The following is a 19,396-nucleotide window of genomic DNA, read 5'->3' on the forward strand; positions in this document are numbered from 1 at the left end:
TTGTTGAATGAAAAACAAGTGCTGGTACCGGACGGTATTGGTGGTGAAATGTATGTCAGCGGCCACGGGGTTAGCCGGGGTTACTTAAATCGGGAAGAGTTGAGTGCTGAGCGTTTTGTGTGTTTACCGGGACAGGGTGTGAAACGCTTTTACCGCACCGGCGATCTGGCGCGCCGACAGGAGGGAGGTGAGCTTGAATATTTGGGACGAATAGATCACCAGGTGAAGGTACGGGGCTTTCGTATAGAGCTGGGTGAAATAGAGCATGCTCTAGCAACTCATAGTGACATTCAGGAAGCCCTAGTGTTGGCTCGGGACAATGGAGAAAACAACAGCCAGCTGGTCGCTTATCTAGTGGTTGGCGACAGTGAAAGGGAAACAGGGGCCTTGATAGAGGATGTTAAGGGGCATATCCGTCAGGCTTTACCGGAGTACATGGTGCCGTCGGCGTATATGATACTGGAAGCTTTGCCGTTGACAGCGAATGGTAAAGTCAATGCTAAGGCACTGCCGGAGCCGGATATTGGATTATCCAGAGCGGAGTATGTAGCCCCTAAATCGGATACGGAACGGGCGTTATGCAGCATTTGGCAGCAAGTGCTGGAGGTGGAACGAGTCGGAATTATGGATAATTTCTTTGAACTTGGTGGAAACTCCTTATTGTTTGTTAAGTTATTGACTGCCATTGAGCAAGAGTTCGAAATAAAACTGGCTGTATCACATGTTTTTATGCTGGATAACTTGAAATCATTAGCATTACATCTTGATGCTGTAGCTGGTAATGCCAATTGCGATGAACAAGAGCAGGACTTGGACTTTTTTGAAATATGAATATAAATAATAACAATAAAATGGGGTCAACCGCTCTTAGCTCTTTTATCGGACAGGCTTATGGAGAGACGATAGGGGGCGACAATGAACTGTCTTTTAGCCAGTCAAGGGTCTGGCTTCAGGATCAGCTTAGCGGCGGCAGTCATCATCTTAACCTTGCCGTGGCCTTAACACTTAGCGGCAGCTTGAACCAAGCTAGCTTACAACGGGCATTTGACCTTCTGCTGGTACGGCATCAAAGCCTGCACACATGTTTTCAAGTTGGAGAAAATGATTCGGTTATACCTGTGTTCCTACAGGCACTTTCTCTGGAAATGCCAGTGACAGATTTATCCGATATGGCTGCAGGAGCACGGGAGGCCGAAATTGCCACTTTGCTATCCGCCGAAGTAGGGAGGCCTTTTGATCTGGCCCGGGATCTGATGCTGCGGGCGCACTTGCTTAAAGTAGCCGCCGATGAGCATATTTTACTGGTGATCTCCCATGCTATGGCCTGCGATCCCAGCTCCATGAAAGTACTACTCAATGAGTTGGGTGTTATGTACTCGGCCAGTGAGCAGGGAAAAGAGAAGCCTTTGACGCCGATCACCCTGAAGTACTCAGACTATGCCCGCTGGCAGCGGTATGGTTTGCAAACTGGTGTTTTTGACCAGCAGCTTGCTTACTGGGAACAGCAGCTTAAGGGATTACCTCTTGTTCATGGTTTACCACTGGATCATCCCAGGCCGGCGATACAGACTTTTAACGGGGATGTCCATGTCTCTACCTTAGATCAAGCCAGTCATGAGCTGTTGGCAGCCTTGTGCCGGGAGCAGGGGACAAGTCTCTTTGCCGGACTGCATGCCGTTTTTTCGATATTAATGTCCCGCTACAGCAATATCGATGACATAGTGATAGGTACTCAGGCCGATAACCGACAGCATTCAGGCGCTGCGGGTCTTATAGGCGGTTTGATGAACTTTTTGGTGTTGCGCAGCAATTTGGCTGGCGATCCTGATTTTTTTGAGGTATTGGCCCTGAGCCGCGAAACCATCCAACAAGCGTATGAGCATCAACAGCTCCCTTTCGAATGTGTTATCAAACAGCAGCAGCTTAAATCAGGTCTGAGCCACAGCCCTTTGTTTCAGGTGATGATGACGTTACAGCAAGAGGATGAAAGCTGCTTGGTGCTGCCGGGGATTGAGGTTTCAGAGTTAAAACTTAAAGGTGTCGGTAGCACGCAATTTGATCTGAGCTTAAATATTCTTGAAAAAGCGCAAGGGCTCGAACTGGCCTGGGAGTTTAATACCAACTTATTCAATCAGGAAACCATACAGCAGATGGCGAGGCATTTTGAAGTCCTGTTATCTGCCCTGTCGCAATCGCCGAACAGGCATGTTTTTGGCCATGAGCTGGTGACCGAGCAAGAAAGGCAACAACTGCTGCACGGCTGGAATAATACCGAGACTGATTGGCCATCAAATAGGTGCATTCATGAGTTTTTTGAAGCCAGAGTGTCACTCCACCCCGAGCAGGAGGCTGTGCTTTGCAATGGCGCTTCTTTAACCTATGACGATTTAAACCGTCGTGCCAACCAGCTAGCCCATTATCTGAAAGCACAGGGGGTGAAGCCCGAGACCTTAGTAGGGGTGTGTGTCGAACGCTCTTTGGATATGGTGGTCGCTATTCTGGCCATCCTCAAGGCTGGCGGCGCTTATCTGCCTTTAGATCCTGACTATCCTGAATCCCGGTTGACCTATATGCTCAGTGACAGCGGCGTAGATATTGTGTTGACACAAAGCCAGGTGCTGGACAGCTTACCGTTTCTTGAGAGTTGGGCCCTGTGTCTGGATGATGCACAGCTAGCAATAAGATTAACGGCCATGCCGTCGGATAATCTGTCGGTATCATCTGTGGGATTATGCGCTGAGCATCTGGCGTATGTGATATATACCTCAGGCTCTACCGGGAAACCCAAGGGGGTTATGGTCGAGCACAGAAACACTGCAGCTCTGTTGGCCTGGGCGTTGGATTTTTATAGCCGAGAAACCTTAGGGTGCGTGCTGGCTTCAACTTCCATGTGCTTCGATCTGTCGATTTTTGAAATATTTGCACCTCTGGCCGCCGGAGGTTCGGTTTTGATAGTTAAGAATATTCTTAACTTCTTTGAGACAGATGCCCTAGACAAGGTTACTTTAGTCAACACGGTGCCTTCGGCGGCTAAGGTTTTACTTTCTGGGAAAAAGCTGCCAGTAAAATTAAAAACGATAAATCTGGCGGGAGAAGCATTAAAGCAAGACTTGGTTGACAGCCTATATCAGGCTGGTTTTAGCTCTGTGTATGACCTATACGGGCCATCAGAAGATACCACCTATTCCACCTATAAATTGCGAACAGCTAAGGGGCGGGCGAGCATAGGCACCGGAATAGCCAATACCCAGCTTTATGTGTTAACGCAATCAGGTCAGCTAGCTCCAAAAGGGGTGAGTGGGGAACTATACATAGGCGGAGCGGGATTAACTCGGGGTTATCTGAACCGGCCAGAACTGAATGATGAAAAGTTTGTTACCAATCCATTTTATGACGGTTTGGGCAGTAACAGCAGTAAACGTTTGTATCGAACAGGGGATCTTGTGCGTTGGCTGCCCAGCGGTGAGCTGGAGTACTTGGGTCGTATTGACCATCAGGTAAAGGTGAGGGGATATCGCATTGAGCTGGGAGAAATTGAACATGTCCTAGAAGAGTGCGATGGGATTAAAGAAGCCGTGGTGCTCGCCCGCGAAGCGGGAGGAAATGACAAACGCTTGGTAGGCTATCTGGTTGCCACGGGTGCAGATAGTCATGAAGCGCGGTTAATCGAAGAAGCGCGTCAGCATGCGCGTAAAACCTTACCTGACTATATGGTGCCCAGCGCCTTTGTGTTGCTAGAGCATTTGCCGTTAACCGCTAATGGCAAGATCGACCGTAATGCCTTGCCTGAACCCGATATAGAGGCATTGAGGCCGGAATATGTGGCCCCGCAGACGGAAACAGAAAAAGGTTTGTCAGGTATCTGGCAAGAGGTGTTGGAGATAGACAGGGTGGGTGTGCTGGATGACTTTTTCCTACTCGGGGGGCATTCCTTATTGGTGATGAAGCTGCTGGCAAAAATAGAAAAGCGCTTACATGTGAAACTATCTGTTACTTATACCTTTACCATGGGTAATTTAAGCGCCTTGGCCCAGCATATTGATGCATTAACTGGTAAACATGATCCTGATAATAACAGTGAAGAATTGGATTTTTTTGAAATATGAACGTTATTGATTTTATTAATTTTCTACACGAAAAAAAGATATATTTAAAAGTACAGAACGGTAAACTGCAAATCAATGCCGCTAAAGGGGCTATGACTCAGACCCTGCTCGCACAATTAAAAGAAAAAAAAGGGCAAATCATAGAATATCTTGATTCGACTAAACCTGGGATGGACATTGTCCGGGTATCTCGTGAGCAAGTGTTAAAAGCCTCTTATTCCCAACAAAGTTTGTGGCTGTTAGAACAGATAGATAGCGGCACTGAAGTTTATAATATGCCCGCGGCCTTAAAGCTTACCGGCGACTTAAACCTGATTGCCATTCAGCAGGCATTTACCAGTGTAGTGGCACGCCATGAAAGTCTGCGTACCTGCTTTGCAGCCGGTGAAGATGGCGAGCCGATACAGGTGATTCAGGCGGCTGAACCGTTTGATGTGCCAGTAACCGATTTATCTGGGGTAGCCGAGGGGGAAAGAGAAACCCAGATTCGTATCCTAGTCACCGAAGAAGCTGCGCTGGAATTTGATCTTAGCCGGGATCTAATGCTGCGGGCCAAGTTAATTAAAGTTTCATCTCAGGAGCACGTTCTGCTGGTAACCATGCATCATATTGCTTCGGATGGCTGGTCTATGGGTATATTGGTGAATGAGTTTAGCCATTTATATAGTGCATATGTCCAAGGGCAGGAGAATCCTTTACCTCCCCTGGCTATCCAATATGCAGACTATGCTAACTGGCAGCGCCAATGGCTGCAGGGAGAGGTGCTGGACGCTCAGATGGGGTATTGGGAAAAGCAGCTGGCAGACTTGCCTGATGTACACGGATTGCCGTTGGATTACCCCAGACCTTCGATCCAGAGTTTTGCCGGTGATGTCTATGTCTCAACTATAGCTAAGGACACTTTAGACGGGTTAAAGGACGTGTGCCAGAGGCAGGGAGCCACGTTATTTATGGGCCTGCATGCGGCGTTTTCGGTATTATTATCCCGCTACAGCAATGAAAAGGACATAGTATTGGGCACCCCTGTGGCCAACCGTGAGCAGTCAGAAATTGCCGAGCTGATAGGCTTTTTTGTTAATACCTTAGTTTTGCGCAGCAATCTGTCCGGCAATCCGAGCTTCAATGAACTGCTCAGGCAAAGTAAAACTATGTTGCTGGAAGGTTATGCCCACCAACAGGTGCCTTTTGAACAAATCGTAGAACGGCTGCAGCCCCAACGCAGCTTGAGTCACAGCCCGTTATTCCAGGTGATGATAGAATTTCAAAATAATGATGAGGGCAATTTATCTCTGCCGGGGTTAACGGCGCAGTATCTGGATCACCAGGGAGGCATGAATGTCGCCAAGTTTGATCTGACCTTGAATATTTTTGAAGGTCAGGACGGTCTTCACCTAGGCTGGCACTATAATACCGATCTCTTTAAGCGGGAAAGCATTGAGGGAATGAGCCAGCACTTTAACCTGTTACTTGCAGAGTTATTGCGCTTGCCGGAAGAAAGTGTTTTTGCCCTGGAGCTAGTTAGCGATGAGGAGCGCCGCCAGATCCTATGCGATTGGAATGATACACAGGCAGATTTTCCGTCGCAAACCTGTATCCACGAACTATTCGAACATCAGGCAGAGCAAAACCCACAAAAAGAAGCCCTAGTGTATCAAGGGGTTGCTTTTAGTTATGATGAGTTAAACCTCAGGGCTAATCAGCTAGCCCATTACCTTAAGGCGCAAGGTGTCAAGCCAGATACTCTGGTTGGTCTGTGCATCGAACGTTCATTTGATATGGTGATCGGCCTGTTAGGGATTCTTAAAGCTGGAGCCGCCTTTGTCCCTTTGGAGCCGTCATACCCTGAGGCCAGAATCGCCTATATGCTGGATGATGGTGATATGGGAATCGTGATCACCCAGCAGAGGTTTTTATCTGAATTACCTTTACTGGCGCCGCTGGCATTATGTTTGGATGATGACAAAGTTCGTGATGAGTTAGCCAGCATGCCGCAGAATAACCAGGCAGTTTCGTCACTTGGTTTATGTCCTCACCACTTAGCCTATGTGATCTATACCTCGGGTTCTACCGGGAAGCCGAAAGGGGTTATGGTTGAACACCAAGCCTTGTCGAACCGTATTTACTGGATGGATCAGGAATATACATCAACTCCCCAGGACAGATTTTTACAAAAAACGCCTTTTAGCTTTGATGTCTCCGTCTGGGAATTCATCTGGCCGCTTACCACAGGCGCAAGCTTGGTTTTGGCTAAACCTGAAGGACACAAAGATCCAGCCTATTTGTCTTCGCTGATGGCACAAGAAAACATCACCAAAGTGCATTTTGTTCCCTCTATGCTGGGAAGCATGCTGGCTTTTGGCCTGCTGGGGGATTGCCGTTCGTTAAAGCAAATCTTTTGTAGTGGAGAAGCCCTTAGTAGACATCATGTCGACGATGTCTTGGTGCAGTGTCCGAATGTTGAGTTACATAATTTATATGGACCAACGGAAGCGAGCATAGACGTGAGCTTCTGGAATTGCAGGGAAACAGCGTTATCAGCGAGCATCCCTATCGGCCGACCTATTGCCAATACCCAGCTGTATGTGATGGATCAGCAACAACATCTTGCCCCAATGGGTGTTGCCGGGGAATTGTATATCGGGGGAATTGGCTTAGCCCGGGGTTATATCAAGCGTGAGCAATTGACGGCAGAAAAGTTTGTCGAGAACCCTTTCTACGATAAGCACAAACCGAGCAGCAGCCCAAAATTGTACCGTACCGGGGATCTGGTGCGTTGGTTGGCGGACGGTACGCTTGAATACCTGGGGCGCATAGACCATCAAGTGAAAGTACGTGGCTTTAGGATCGAATTGGGAGAAATAGAGCATGCGCTGGCGGCATATCCCGGCGTTAAGGAAGCCGTCGTTCTGGCCCGAGAGTTAGTGCAAGGAGATAGCCGCTTGATTGGTTACCTCGTTGCCCCCGAAGCAGGGAGTGATGATGCCGCCTTTATCGAAGATATCCGCCATTACTTGGGCCGCCAGTTGCCTGAATATATGCTCCCTTCATTTTTTGTGTTACTCGATAGTCTGCCGTTAACCGCAAATGGCAAACTCGACCGCAATGCTATGCCTGAACCGGATATGCTGTTCTCGAGAAAAGAATATCTTGCTCCCCGTACCGAGATGGAAAAGATCTTGTGTACTGTCTGGCAGGAAGTATTGGGTGTTGAACAAGTTGGCATTCGGGATAACTTTTTTGAATTAGGCGGTCACTCTTTACTTGTGATGCAGGTGATTTCACGGCTGCAGCAACAAGGTAAGGCGATGGCGGCACGGCAACTTTTTGCGGCCCGCTCTCTGGAAGAACTGGCGGTGGCGATGAGCGAGCACCAGGAAAAAGACGTTGCCGTATTCAGGGCGCCGAAGAATCTAATCCCGGCCCAATGCCAGCAGTTAACTCCCGAGATGTTGCCATTAGTGGATTTAACTCCAGTGGAGATTGAGCATTTAACGGCCCAGGTCCCGGGCGGGGCGGAAAATATCCAGGATATTTACCCACTGGGGCCATTACAGCAGGGGATTTTATTCCACCATACCCTAGACCCGGAAAATGATCCCTATGTAACCCCGATATTGTTTAAACTAGACGATGAGGCGGCGGTTAATTCTTTTATTGAAGGCTTAGAGTTTTTGATCGCCCGCCACGATGTTTTCCGCTCGTCTATGCAGTGGCAGGGCGTAGGTGAACCGATACAAATCGTACAGCGTGAGGCAAAATTATCGGTTGGCAGAATTCGCGTAGGTAAAGACCAGTCTCCGTTAAATGCGCTAGAGGAATACAGTGCGAGCCAAAGGATAAAAGTCGATCTTCGCCGGGCGCCATTATTAAATGTCACCGTAGCTACAGCCGAAGGTGAGGCAGAGCGGCATGTGTTGTTGCAAATTCACCATATTATTGAAGATGCCACTTCCCTGCAAATTTGTGAAAAGGAATTGGCCTATTTCCTTGGCGGCATTAGTGATCAGTTACAGCCGCCCGTTCCTTATCGGGAGTTCATCGCCCATGCTCTGCACCTGGCGCAGGTTAATGATGCCCAGGCTTACTTTTCACAGACTTTAGGTGATATCACTGAGCCGACCTTACCCTTTAACTTACATAATATACAAGGGAAAGGCAGTAATGTTACTGAGCTGGCTCAGGCACTGCCACAAAACTTGTCTATCCAACTAAGGGAGGTTGCGAAAAAGATACAAGTCACGCCGGCGGCACTGTTCCATGCTGGCTGGGCTAGGGTAATTGCCACTTGCAGTGGTAAAGGTGACGTGGTCTTTGGTACGGTAATGTCGGGACGATTGCAAGGGACTTTCGGGACTGAGGAAATGCTCGGCGTCTTCATTAACACCTTACCGGTGCGGGTCAAATCCGCCGGAGCCGATGCCGCCACTTTGGTGCAGCAGGTTCAGACATCTCTGCTGGATTTGTTGCCATATGAACAGGCGAGCTTGTCCATGGCGCAAGCCTGCTCAGGACTTAAGAGCAATGTCCCTTTATTTTCTTCAATCCTTAACTATCGCCACCAGGTACGTACAGACGTCGATGATGAAGCCTTGGCAAAAGAGGGGCAAGATTCATCCGTTGGTATTGAAGAAATCTCCGGTCAGGAAAGAACCAACTATCCGGTCAGTTTATCCGTTGATGATCTAGGTGAGGGTTTTACCCTCAATATTAAAGTTGTTGACGATATTTCTGCACAGCAAGTCATGGCCTATATGCACAAAGCCATAGAGATCTTGGTTCAAGCTCTGTCAACTGATAGCGCTGTAATCCTTGATACTCTGTCTTTGTTACCGGACGAAGAGTGTAAGGCATTGCTTGACACAACAAAAAGAACCCGCATAGGTAGTGTGCAGGAGGCATGTATTCATGAGTTATTTGAAAGATATGCCAAAGCGCACCCTCAGGAAACGGCCCTGATCACCGAAACGGGCAAGCTTAGTTATGACCAGCTAAACAGCCGTGCCAATCAATTGGCCCGATACCTGAAACAGCAAGGTGTGAAGCCGGATACCCTTGTTGGTCTCTGTGTGGATCGTTCAATGGACATGGTTATAGGCTTACTGGCGATCCTTAAAGCTGGCGGAGCTTATGTGCCACTGGATCCGACTTACCCCGAGTCTCGTTTGGCCTATATAATCAAAGACAGTGCTGTGGCAATAGTCGTCACTCAAAGTAAAATAGTGGCAGAATTACCCTTTTTAGAGCCTCACTCTCTGTGCCTGGATGATGAAACGCTTCGAGCCAGACTCTCAAGCATGTCATCGGATAATCTACCGGTCTCTTCATTGGGTTTAGCTCCTCATCATCTGGCCTATGTGATATATACTTCAGGGTCAACTGGCCAGGCTAAAGGGGTGCTGGTGCAGCACCAGGGAGTAGTTAATCTCGCAGCTGAAATACAAGACATGGAGATCGTGCCGACCGGTACTTGCTGGGGCTTAAATGCTTCCTATGCCTTTGACTCCTCGGTTAAGGGCTTATCCCAGCTGATGTCTGGCATACCACTTCGCATTTTACCTAAATATGCCAACCTCGATCCGCAAATCATTGGACAAAGCTTTGCTGAGTGCGGCGTGATTGACTGTACCCCGTTAATGGTAGAAGCCTGGTTTGACTCAGGCCTGCAAAGCAGTTTACCTAACTTGATTATTGGCGGTGAGGCTATTTCCCCGGGTTTGTGGAGCAGGTTATGTGACTGGCAGCAGCAATATCAGCGTAAAGCGGTGAATGTTTACGGCCCGACGGAATGTACTGTAAACACCCACTGGACCCGAATATCTGGAGACTTACCCAATATAGGGCTGCCGCTGGGCAATGTCCACGGGCTGGTACTGAATAAAAACACCTTGGCGCCAGTCGGTGTGCCGGGGGAATTGTGCATCGGCGGTGCAGGTCTGGCCCGAGGCTACCTTAACCATGAGCAATTGACGGCAGAAAAATTTGTTGCCAATCCTTATTTTAATAAGCAGGACAGCAACGGCTATCGGCGTTTGTACCGTACAGGGGACTTGGTGCGTCGCTTAGAAGACGGGCGGCTGGAATTTATCGGCCGCATAGATCACCAAGTGAAGATTCGGGGATTTCGTATTGAACTAGGTGAGATAGAACATGCCTTGGCAGAGTGCAGCGGAGTTAGGGAAGCCGTGGTGAACGCTCGAGAAACAGGTAAAAGCAACAAACACCTGACAGGCTATTTGGTGACAGATCAGGAGATAGAGGATGAAGTCGAATTTCTCGACAAGGTCCGTCATCATTTGCTACAGGCTTTGCCTGAATACATGGTACCTTCGACCTTGATGATGCTGGACTCTTTGCCGCTAACTGCCAACGGTAAAGTTGATCGCCATGCCCTACCTGAGCCGGAAGGGGAATTTTCAGGCGACTATATCGCACCGCAAACCGAGATGGAAAAAATCTTATGCGAGATCTGGCAGGAGGTGCTAGGAGTTGAACAGGTTGGTATTCTGGACAACTTTTTTGAGCTGGGGGGACATTCGTTACTCGTTATGCGGGTGATTTCCCGGTTGCAGCAACAAAACCTGGTGATGAGTGCGAGTCAACTCTTTTCGACCCCTTCTCTGGCAGCGTTGGCAAAGTTAATTGAGGAGGAATCTGTAGATGATACCCGTTTATTTAAGGCTCCGCCTAACCTGATACCTGCGGACTGTGTAGCATTAACTCCTCAAATGCTGCCATTAGTGAACTTAAATGAGGGAGAAATAGAACAGTTGGTTGCACAAATTCCGGGTGGCGTTGGGAACATACAGGACATTTACCCCTTAGGTCCCTTGCAACAAGGCATATTGTTTCACCATACCTTGGATCCGGAAAATGATCCTTATGTCTTATCTGCATTTTTGAAGATTCCGGATTTACATCAGGTACAGGCTTTTATTGACGGATTAGACTTCTTAATTAAGCGCCATGACGTACTGCGTACTTCTATTCACTGGGAAGGGGTAAGAAAGCCGGTACAAGTGGTAAGAAAGCAGGTCGAATTAGCTGTTTTGACAACCACAATAGAGCAGCAGAACCCATTGGTTTATCTTCAGGAATACAGCGAGTCACAAGGGCGTCAAATGGATCTCAAGAGTGGTCCATTATTGCGTGTTATCGTTGCTAGTCAGGGTGATAGCGATGAGCGTTATATATTATTGCAATGGCATCATATTATTTCCGATCATGTTGCCTTTGAAGTGATTCAAAAAGAGCTGAAATTATATAGTCAGGGTTTACAACAGCAACTTCTGACTCCGGTACCGTACCGAGAATTTATTGCCCATAGTCTGCATCAGGAAAAGGAAAATGATGCCGAGCAATATTTCACTAATATGCTGTCGGATGTCAGCGAACCAAGCTTGCCGTTTAATTTGATAAATGTGCAAGGTAAAGGCAATGATATTACCGAGTTCTCGCAAGCTTTTCCTACGCTTCTAGGAGAAGAACTTAGGGAAATAGCTAAAAACATACAGATCAGCCCTGCAGCAATTTTTCATGCTGGCTGGGCGAGGGTTATGGCGGCTTGCAGCGGTAAAGATGATGTTGTCTTTGGTACAGTAATGTCGGGTCGCTTGCAGGGAACCTCAGGGGCAGAGCAGGCGCTTGGCGTGTTCATTAATACTTTGCCAATAAGAGTAAAACTTGCCTGTACAAACGCCCAAAGCCTGGTGCAACAAGTGCAAACCAGTTTGCTGGACTCTTTACCCTATGAACAAGCAAGTTTATCTATGGCGCAACGTTGTTCAAGTCTGAGTAATGGCATGCCTTTGTTTAGCTCGGTTTTCAACTACCGACATTCAGGCTCAGGCGGAATAGAAATGGGGAAAACGGACTTACCGGCGCAATCTTTTACGGTAGAGTTTTTGAAAAGACAGGAAAGAACCAACTACCCGTTAAGTTTATCGGTGGATGACTTCGGTGATGCTTTTCATATCACGGTAAAAGGTATTGCCGATATAGCGACGGAGCGGGTGATAGAGTATATGCAGGGGGCAATGAAAGGTCTGGTTGAAGCGCTCAGAGAAAGCTCCAGCGCTATACTCGACAGTCGTGAGCTGTTACCGGAAAGTGAACGTCAGCAATTACTCCATACCTGGAATGATACCGCGGCAGAAGTCCCATCGGAGTTCTGTCTCCATGAACTCTTTGCGGAGCAGGCCAGCCACTATCCAGAGAAAACAGCCCTGATCTGTGACGGTACAAGTCTCAGTTATGGTGAGTTAAACCGCCGCGCTAATCAGCTTGCCCATTACCTGAAAGCACAAGGGGTGAAAGCACAGACATTAGTCGGGCTTTGTGTTGAACGTTCGGTGGATATGGTGGTCGGCATTCTGGGGATCCTCAAAGCTGGTGGGGCCTATGTGCCGCTTGACCCGGCTTATCCGCAGGCACGACTGGCTTATATGCTTAGCGACAGCGGCGTCAAACTGGTTCTAAGCCAGTCATGGCTGACACTGCCTCAAGAGCAGGCTGTAGAGACCCTTTATCTGGATAAAGAGGACATCTTTGCTGAGCAGGCACAAGACAATCCAGAGATTATTGGTGATGTGGGGCCTAAGAGCGCTGTCTATATGATTTATACCTCAGGTTCAACTGGGCGGCCTAAAGGGGTAGTTATCGAGCAAAGGAATTTGTTGAACTTCCGCCAGGTTTTTGAACATCAGCTTGAACAGCTGGATGCGCAAAAGAGCAACTGGTTGTGGCACGGCAGCTTTGCTTTTGATGCCTCGGTTAAAGGGATTCTAGCCCTGTGCTCAGGCAATACCCTAGTGGTTGCAAGTGAGCGAGAAGCCTTGGAACCGTCGCAACTGCTAGCTCTGACGGCGCAACATGATATTCAAGTATTGAACCTGACACCGGCACTGGTTCCGGTGATGCTGGATTGCTTGGAGCAGGGAGATAGGGGCCATTTGCACCTGATGATAGGCGGGGAAGCGTTAGGTAAAGCGTTATGGGACAGGGTAGCGGCCTACGGGGCTCGTCATGACCGCCAAGCGCTGAATCTATACGGCCCGACTGAAACGACCATTAATGCCTCTTATGCTGTAATTGACGGGGAAGTGATGCCTCATATCGGCAAGCCTGTGGCCAATACCCAGTTTTATGTGATGGACAGTCGCCAGCAGCTGGTGCCGACTGGGGTGGTGGGTGAGCTTTATATCGGGGGTGCGGGTGTTGCCCGCGGCTACCTGAACAGAGATGAGCTGACAGCGGAGAAATTTGTGGCCAACCCTTATTTTGACGCTAAGGACAGCAACAGCTGCCGGCGTTTATATCGCAGTGGCGACTTAGTGCGCTGGCGGGCAGATGGGGAGCTGGAATTTATTGGCCGTATCGACCATCAGGTGAAGGTGCGTGGTTTACGTATCGAGCTGGGTGAAATAGAACAGTGCTTGGTGGAAGATGCAGGAGTCAGGGAAGCAGCGGTGCTTGCCCGCGAAGCAGGAAATAATGACAACCGCTTGGTGGCCTACCTGGTCCCAGATGAGCGCCTAACGGATGAATCAGCCTTTATCGAAGCGGTGCGTGAACAGCTACGTAAGGCGCTGCCTGATTATATGGTGCCGGCGGCTTTTGTTGTTCTTGAGGCTTTGCCGTTAACGGTCAACGGTAAGCTCGACCGCGATGCTTTGCCAGAGCCCGAGAGCTCAGTATCAAGTGCACAGTATGTTGCTCCCAAGACAGACACTGAAGCCATGTTGTGTTCTATTTGGCAGCAGGTATTGGAAGTCGATAGAGTTGGTGTTATGGACAATTTCTTTGCTTTAGGTGGGCATTCACTAATGGCGATTAGTTTGGTAACACAAATCAAAGAAGCCTTCGACATCGAATATTCAGGGTTCTCCATCAGGGAAGTATTTGAATTATCTTCTGTCGCCGAGCTGGCAGCTAGTATAGATATATTGCTTTCAAAGCAGAAACTACAAGAAAATGAAAACCTTATCGACTCGTATAAGGAAGAAGAATTAGAAGAAGGGGTTTTATAAGTTGTTAGCTGAAAATATTTTTAAGCAAGCGCTGGATAGTGGAGTTTTCCTTTATCTGGACGGGGAAAACCTAAAATATAAAGTTAAAAAGGGTGAATTTCCTGACGAGCTAAAGTCTGCAATTATTGTTCAGAAACAAGCGATAATCGATTACCTTAAACAAGTCGCGTCCAAGCCAGAGGTGAAAGAGACTAAGTTGCCCAAGATAAGTCCTCGGGCTGAGGGTATTGAAAATCCAATGTCATTTTCGCAGCAGCGTTTATGGCTTTTGGATCAACTCGAACAAGGCAGTAGCCATTACAATATTTTTGCGGCTTTAAAACTGACAGGCACTATAGATCTGGTGGCTCTACAGCAGGCCTTTAGCTGCATAGTCGAGCGCCATGAAAGCTTACGTACCTGCTTTTGCTCTGGAGATGAAGGCGAACCTCTGCAAGTGATCCAGCAAAAGGTCAGCTTTACTATTCCCATAACCGACTTATCCAAGCTGTCAGTACAGGAGCGCGAGCGAAAAATTACTGAAGAGGCTTCGAAAGAGGCGGGGCTGGCTTTTGATCTGAGCCGAGATCTAATGTTGAGAGTACAATTACTTAAACTGAGTGATCAAGAACATGCTCTACTGCTCACTATGCACCATATCGCTTCTGACGGCTGGTCAACTGGAATACTGGTTAAGGAGTTTAGCCGCCTATACAGCGCTTTTGTGAACGGAGAAGCGGATCCTCTAGCACCGCTTGCCATTCAGTATGCCGATTACGCCCATTGGCAGCGAGACTGGTTGCAAGGGGCTGTGCTGGACGAGCAACTCGATTATTGGCAGCGACAATTGTCGGACTTGCCTGAAGTGCATAGTCTACCATTGGATTATCCGAGACCGGCCATCCAGAGCTTTGACGGTGACGTACACTTCTCAACAATCGATAAAGTAAGTTATGGGCATTTGGCAGCCCTGTGCCAGTCGCTAGGGGCGAGCTTATTTATGGGGCTGCATGCGGTTTTCTCTATATTGTTATCTCGTTACAGCAATGAACGTGATATTGTGGTGGGGACCCCAGTGGCCAACCGGGAGCCTTCAGAAGTATCTGACTTGATAGGTTTTTTTGTCAACACCTTAGTGTTGCGTAGTGACTTATCTGGCGAGCCGAGTTTTCTTGAGGTACTGGCCGGCAGTAAAGCTAAGCTACTTGATGCCTATGCCCGCCAACAAGTTCCTTTTGAGCAGGTCGTCGAACGAGTGCAGCCGATGCGAAGCCTGAGCCATAATCCTTTATTCCAGGTTTTGTTGTCGTTGCAAAACAATGAACAAGGCCATTTGTCTCTGCCTGGATTAACCTTGTCTGCGATAGAAATGCCAGATAAAGGGGTCGCCAAATTTGATCTAACCCTGAATATCGTGGAAAGTGCTAATGGACTAGGGCTTGGCTGGGGCTACAATACCGCCTTATTTAAAAGTGAAACCATAGCACAAATGGCGGGGCATTTTGAAAGCTTATTATCCGCCGTGTTACAGTCACCCCATGAAAATGTTTTTTCACTAGGCATGGTAACCGAGCAGGAAAGCAGGCAGTTACTCGTTGACTGGAATGCAACGGCAGCACAGTGTCCATCAGATATGTGTATGCATGAATTATTTGAAGCTCGGGCGGCACAAGCTCCCGAAAGAGAGGCCCTGGAATATAACGGAACTTGCCTCAGTTACCGGGAGTTAAACCAGCGCGCCAACCAGCTGGCGCATTATCTGGTAGCACAAGGTGTTAAACCGGACACCCTGGTCGGACTCTGTATTGAACATTCTTTGGATATGGTTGTAGGTATACTGGCGGTGCTGAAAGCGGGGGCTGCCTATGTTCCTATCGACCCTGCTAATCCTGAGGCACGCGTGCGTTATATGCTTAATGACAGCAGTGTGAAAATTGTCCTGAGCCAGCTACAGATATCTAACACCTCTTCGGTAGACACTGTACGGGTTATTTGCCTGGACGATGAAAGCATGCAGGCTGCGCTAGCGACAATGCCGGATAATAACTTGCCGTTATCCTCATTGGGCTTGTCGTTGCAACACCTAGCCTATGTGATATATACCTCAGGTTCAACTGGGCAGCCAAAAGGAGTTATGGTCGAGCACAGGAATTTATCTAACCTGCTAGCTGGTTTGATTTCAACTTTTGAAGTCTCAACCGAAGATACTTTTGCTTGTTTCGCGTCCTTTGCATTTGATATTTCACTTTTTGAACTTTTTCTGACCCTGATAAGTGGCGGAAAAACTATTCTTGTTGATAAAGACGTTTTACTTAATCTGGAGCAATTTTCTCAGGTCACCGGACAATGTACTTTGTTACATGCTGTACCTAGTTTGATGAGTGAGGTTGTTGATTTTAAAAATAAAAACAATGAAAGCTTCGCAAATGTCAGAGCATTGTTTGTCGGTGGCGATTATGTGCCTGTAAGTCTACTCAAGCGTCTTAAAGCGTCTTTTTCCCGGGCTAAGGTTATTGAACTCTACGGGCCAACAGAAGCCACCATATTAACGACTTATAAAGAGGTGTCTGCGGAAACATTAAATCATACGGGTGCCGTCATAGGTCGCGGGTTGCAAAATACCAACCTCTATGTGCTAAATGAAGCGCAGCAGCTATGTCCCCCACTACTGGCGGGAGAATTGTATATTGGAGGGGCCGGAGTTACCCGGGGGTACTTAAACCGGGACGAACTGACAGCAGAAAAATTTGTCACTAACCCTTACTTTGATGCGCAAAATCTCCGCTCGAGCGAGCGTTTATACCGTACCGGAGATCTGGTTCGATGGTTACCAGACGGTGAGTTAGAGTTTATCGGCCGCATCGATCATCAGGTGAAAATCCGCGGATTCAGGATCGAGCTAGGAGAAGTTGAGCATGCATTGTCGCTCTGTCCAGGGGTTAAAGATTCTGTGGTGATTGCTAGGGATATACGTGAGGGTGATAAGTGCTTAATTGCTTATTTGGTGGCATCTAAAGGGGAAGAAGAGCTTATTGCGGTCGTGCGTCGGCATTTGCTTGAGTGCTTGCCTGAGCATATGGTGCCATCGGCATTTGTGTTACTGGATAACTTACCGCTCAATATTAACGGCAAGATTGACCGCAAAGCCTTGCCAGATCCTGACACTGAGGTATCAAGCGCTGAATATATAGCGCCCGGCACCGAGATGGAAAAAATCCTGTGTGAAATCTGGCAGGATGTTCTCGAAATTGAATGTGTCGGTATTCAGGATAACTTTTTTGAGTTAGGAGGACATTCCTTAATGGCCATGCGTGTATTGTCAAAAACAAAAGCTAAAACCGGTATTGAAGTGCCGCTAAAAGAAATCTTTAAATTGCAAACCGTGGCTCTTATCGCTGATTTCCTCGATAGCCAGCAATATATTGACGACTTGCTTTATTCCCGGGGTGAGTCAGCACATGAAGATGAAATCGAACTTAAACTCTAGAGGCATATTTGATGATACTGTCTTATGGTACAAGGAAATTTAACATGCTAACTGAGATGATATGAAACTAGATCAGTATACTTGTTACTCCGATTTCAGGAAGGCTGCCAGAAGGAAGCTGCCAAAATTTGTTATGGACTTTATTGATGGTGGCGCGGGAGATGAGAAAACCCTTCAAGGGAATACTGCGGGGTTTAAAAATATTCAGCTGATTCCCCGTATGGGAAGTCAAACGAGACCGGGGTTGTTAAATACTGATATTTTGGGGTTATCGTATGCAGCACCATACGGAGTTGCTTCATTGGGGTTGTGTGGCCTGGTTCATCCTAAAGCGGAAATGATGCTGGCGAAGTCGGCGGCTAAATACAATATTCCCTATATTGTTAGCTCGGCTTCGAATAGTTTTCTTGATGTGCTAGTAAAGGAGTCTGGGGTTTCACCTTGGTTTCAGTTGTACCTTTCGAAAATAAAGTCACAGACGGATGTATTGATCAGCCATGCGCAAAAGCATCAATGCCCGGTGTTAGTAGTGACAGTCGACGCGCCAGTTCCGGGTATAAGACGAAGGGACAGGTATAATGGACTGAGGATCCCCTACCAGCTCAAGGCTTCAAATGTTATTGACTCAGTCACGCATCCTGCATGGCTGTTTAGGCATCTGGTCTCGGGGAAACTGACTTTCCCCCTTTACCAAAACCTAATTGAAGACCAACCCAATTTAAGCTTCTCTGAATTAATGTCCATACAAACTGGGGGGGAGTTGAACTGGGCGGTTATTGATGAGATCCGAGATAAGTGGCAGGGAAAGTTAATTTTAAAGGGAGTTATGTCGGTGAGTGATGCCCATACCGCAAAAAAAATGGGAGTGGATGCTGTCATTATTTCCAATCATGGTGGTAGGCAATTGGACTCGGTACCGGCTCCTATTACTTTATTAAACCAGGTATTTAGCAAAGAGTTTGACCGAGAGTTTCTTATGTTGGATTCCGGACTAAGAAGTGGTGAAGATATAATAAAAACAATTAGTTGTGGTGCTTGCTTTACTTTTTTGGGGCGACCGTTTTTATATGCCTTGGCAGCTTATGGAGAAAGAGGCTTAGCGCAGCTGCAAGAAATGATTTTTGAACAATTAAGTGTAAATATGCGCTTGTTGGGGGCGAGTGCAATCGACGCCCTGAATGATGAATATGTGTTTTAAATTTTTAATAGATGTAAGAAGGGGAGTTTGAATGAAAGATCTTTTTGGATGTGCGGCTAAAATAGACCACATTGCAATAGCGGTAAAAAATATGGATGAAGCATTATTTTTTTATCAAGGAATATTAAACTTTAAGCTTCTGGAAAGAAGAGAAATTAAAGGTGCTTTCTCGGGAATGAAATCTGCTGAATTGACCGTGGGTAACTTTTCTGTGGTTTTGGTTCAGGGAACAGGGCCGGAATCTCAAGTTTGTAAATATATAGATGAATATGGTCCGGGAGTTCAGCATGTCGCTATAACGGTTGAAGATATAGAAGAAGTTGCCAGGGCATTAACCAAAAAGGGGTTAGAGTTTTCGACCAATATCATTAAAGGAAAAGGCTTGTTGCAAATATTTACCAAGCGAGAGAAAAATTCGGGCATGATGTACGAATTTATCCAGCGGGAGGAGACAGAAACAGGGTTCGAGGAAGGAAATATTCAAGAGCTTTTCAATCAACTTGAAAGTGCTTTTGCTTATTAATATTAAAGTTTTTGCAAATTTTTTTTGATTGATGTTTAATCTTGTTATATTGTTTATCGGGTGTTGATTTGTTGTAAA

At 47.3% G+C, this 19,396-nt stretch carries 6 protein-coding genes (1 of these 6 only partly in view); all 6 read left to right on the forward strand.

The features are described from left to right. Window positions 1–831 carry the final stretch of a non-ribosomal peptide synthetase gene (locus GSF04_RS05700; protein WP_211858991.1) on the forward strand. It extends 9,027 nt beyond the left edge of the window, so only the last 831 of its 9,858 coding nucleotides appear in the window; the start codon falls outside the window, past its left edge; the stop codon is at window positions 829–831. Then, on the forward strand, window positions 828–4,106 hold the full coding sequence (locus tag GSF04_RS05705; RefSeq protein WP_211858992.1) for a non-ribosomal peptide synthetase: 3,279 nt from the start codon (window positions 828–830) through the stop codon (window positions 4,104–4,106). Before GSF04_RS05700 ends, GSF04_RS05705 begins: the two co-directional genes overlap by 4 nt. Beyond that, window positions 4,103–14,131, forward strand: coding sequence for a non-ribosomal peptide synthetase (locus GSF04_RS05710; protein WP_211858993.1), 10,029 nt, complete (start codon window positions 4,103–4,105; stop codon window positions 14,129–14,131). The genes GSF04_RS05705 and GSF04_RS05710 overlap by 4 nt, the downstream gene beginning before the upstream one ends. A gap of 1 nt (window position 14,132) precedes the next feature. Continuing rightward, window positions 14,133–17,597, forward strand: a complete 3,465-nt coding sequence (locus GSF04_RS05715) for a non-ribosomal peptide synthetase (protein WP_211858994.1) — start codon at window positions 14,133–14,135, stop codon at window positions 17,595–17,597. Between the two features lie 61 nt (window positions 17,598–17,658). Further along, window positions 17,659–18,795, forward strand: coding sequence for an alpha-hydroxy acid oxidase (locus GSF04_RS05720; RefSeq protein WP_211858995.1), 1,137 nt, complete (start codon window positions 17,659–17,661; stop codon window positions 18,793–18,795). 31 nt (window positions 18,796–18,826) lie between these two features. Further along, window positions 18,827–19,318 (forward strand): VOC family protein, encoded by a 492-nt coding sequence (locus GSF04_RS05725; RefSeq protein ID WP_039490816.1) that lies wholly within the window; start codon window positions 18,827–18,829, stop codon window positions 19,316–19,318. Window positions 19,319–19,396: the final 78 nt, after the last annotated feature.

It is taken from the genome of Pseudoalteromonas sp. A22, from assembly GCF_018141345.1.
In the GTDB taxonomy this organism is placed as follows: Bacteria; Pseudomonadota; Gammaproteobacteria; order Enterobacterales; family Alteromonadaceae; genus Pseudoalteromonas; species Pseudoalteromonas maricaloris.

Coding starts and splice junctions, on each gene's coding strand:
- GSF04_RS05705 (WP_211858992.1), top strand. CDS start 828: ATGAATATAAATAATAACAATAAAATGGGGTCAACCGCTCTTAGCTCT.
- GSF04_RS05710 (WP_211858993.1), top strand. CDS start 4,103: ATGAACGTTATTGATTTTATTAATTTTCTACACGAAAAAAAGATATAT.
- GSF04_RS05720 (WP_211858995.1), top strand. CDS start 17,659: ATGAAACTAGATCAGTATACTTGTTACTCCGATTTCAGGAAGGCTGCC.
- GSF04_RS05725 (WP_039490816.1), top strand. CDS start 18,827: ATGAAAGATCTTTTTGGATGTGCGGCTAAAATAGACCACATTGCAATA.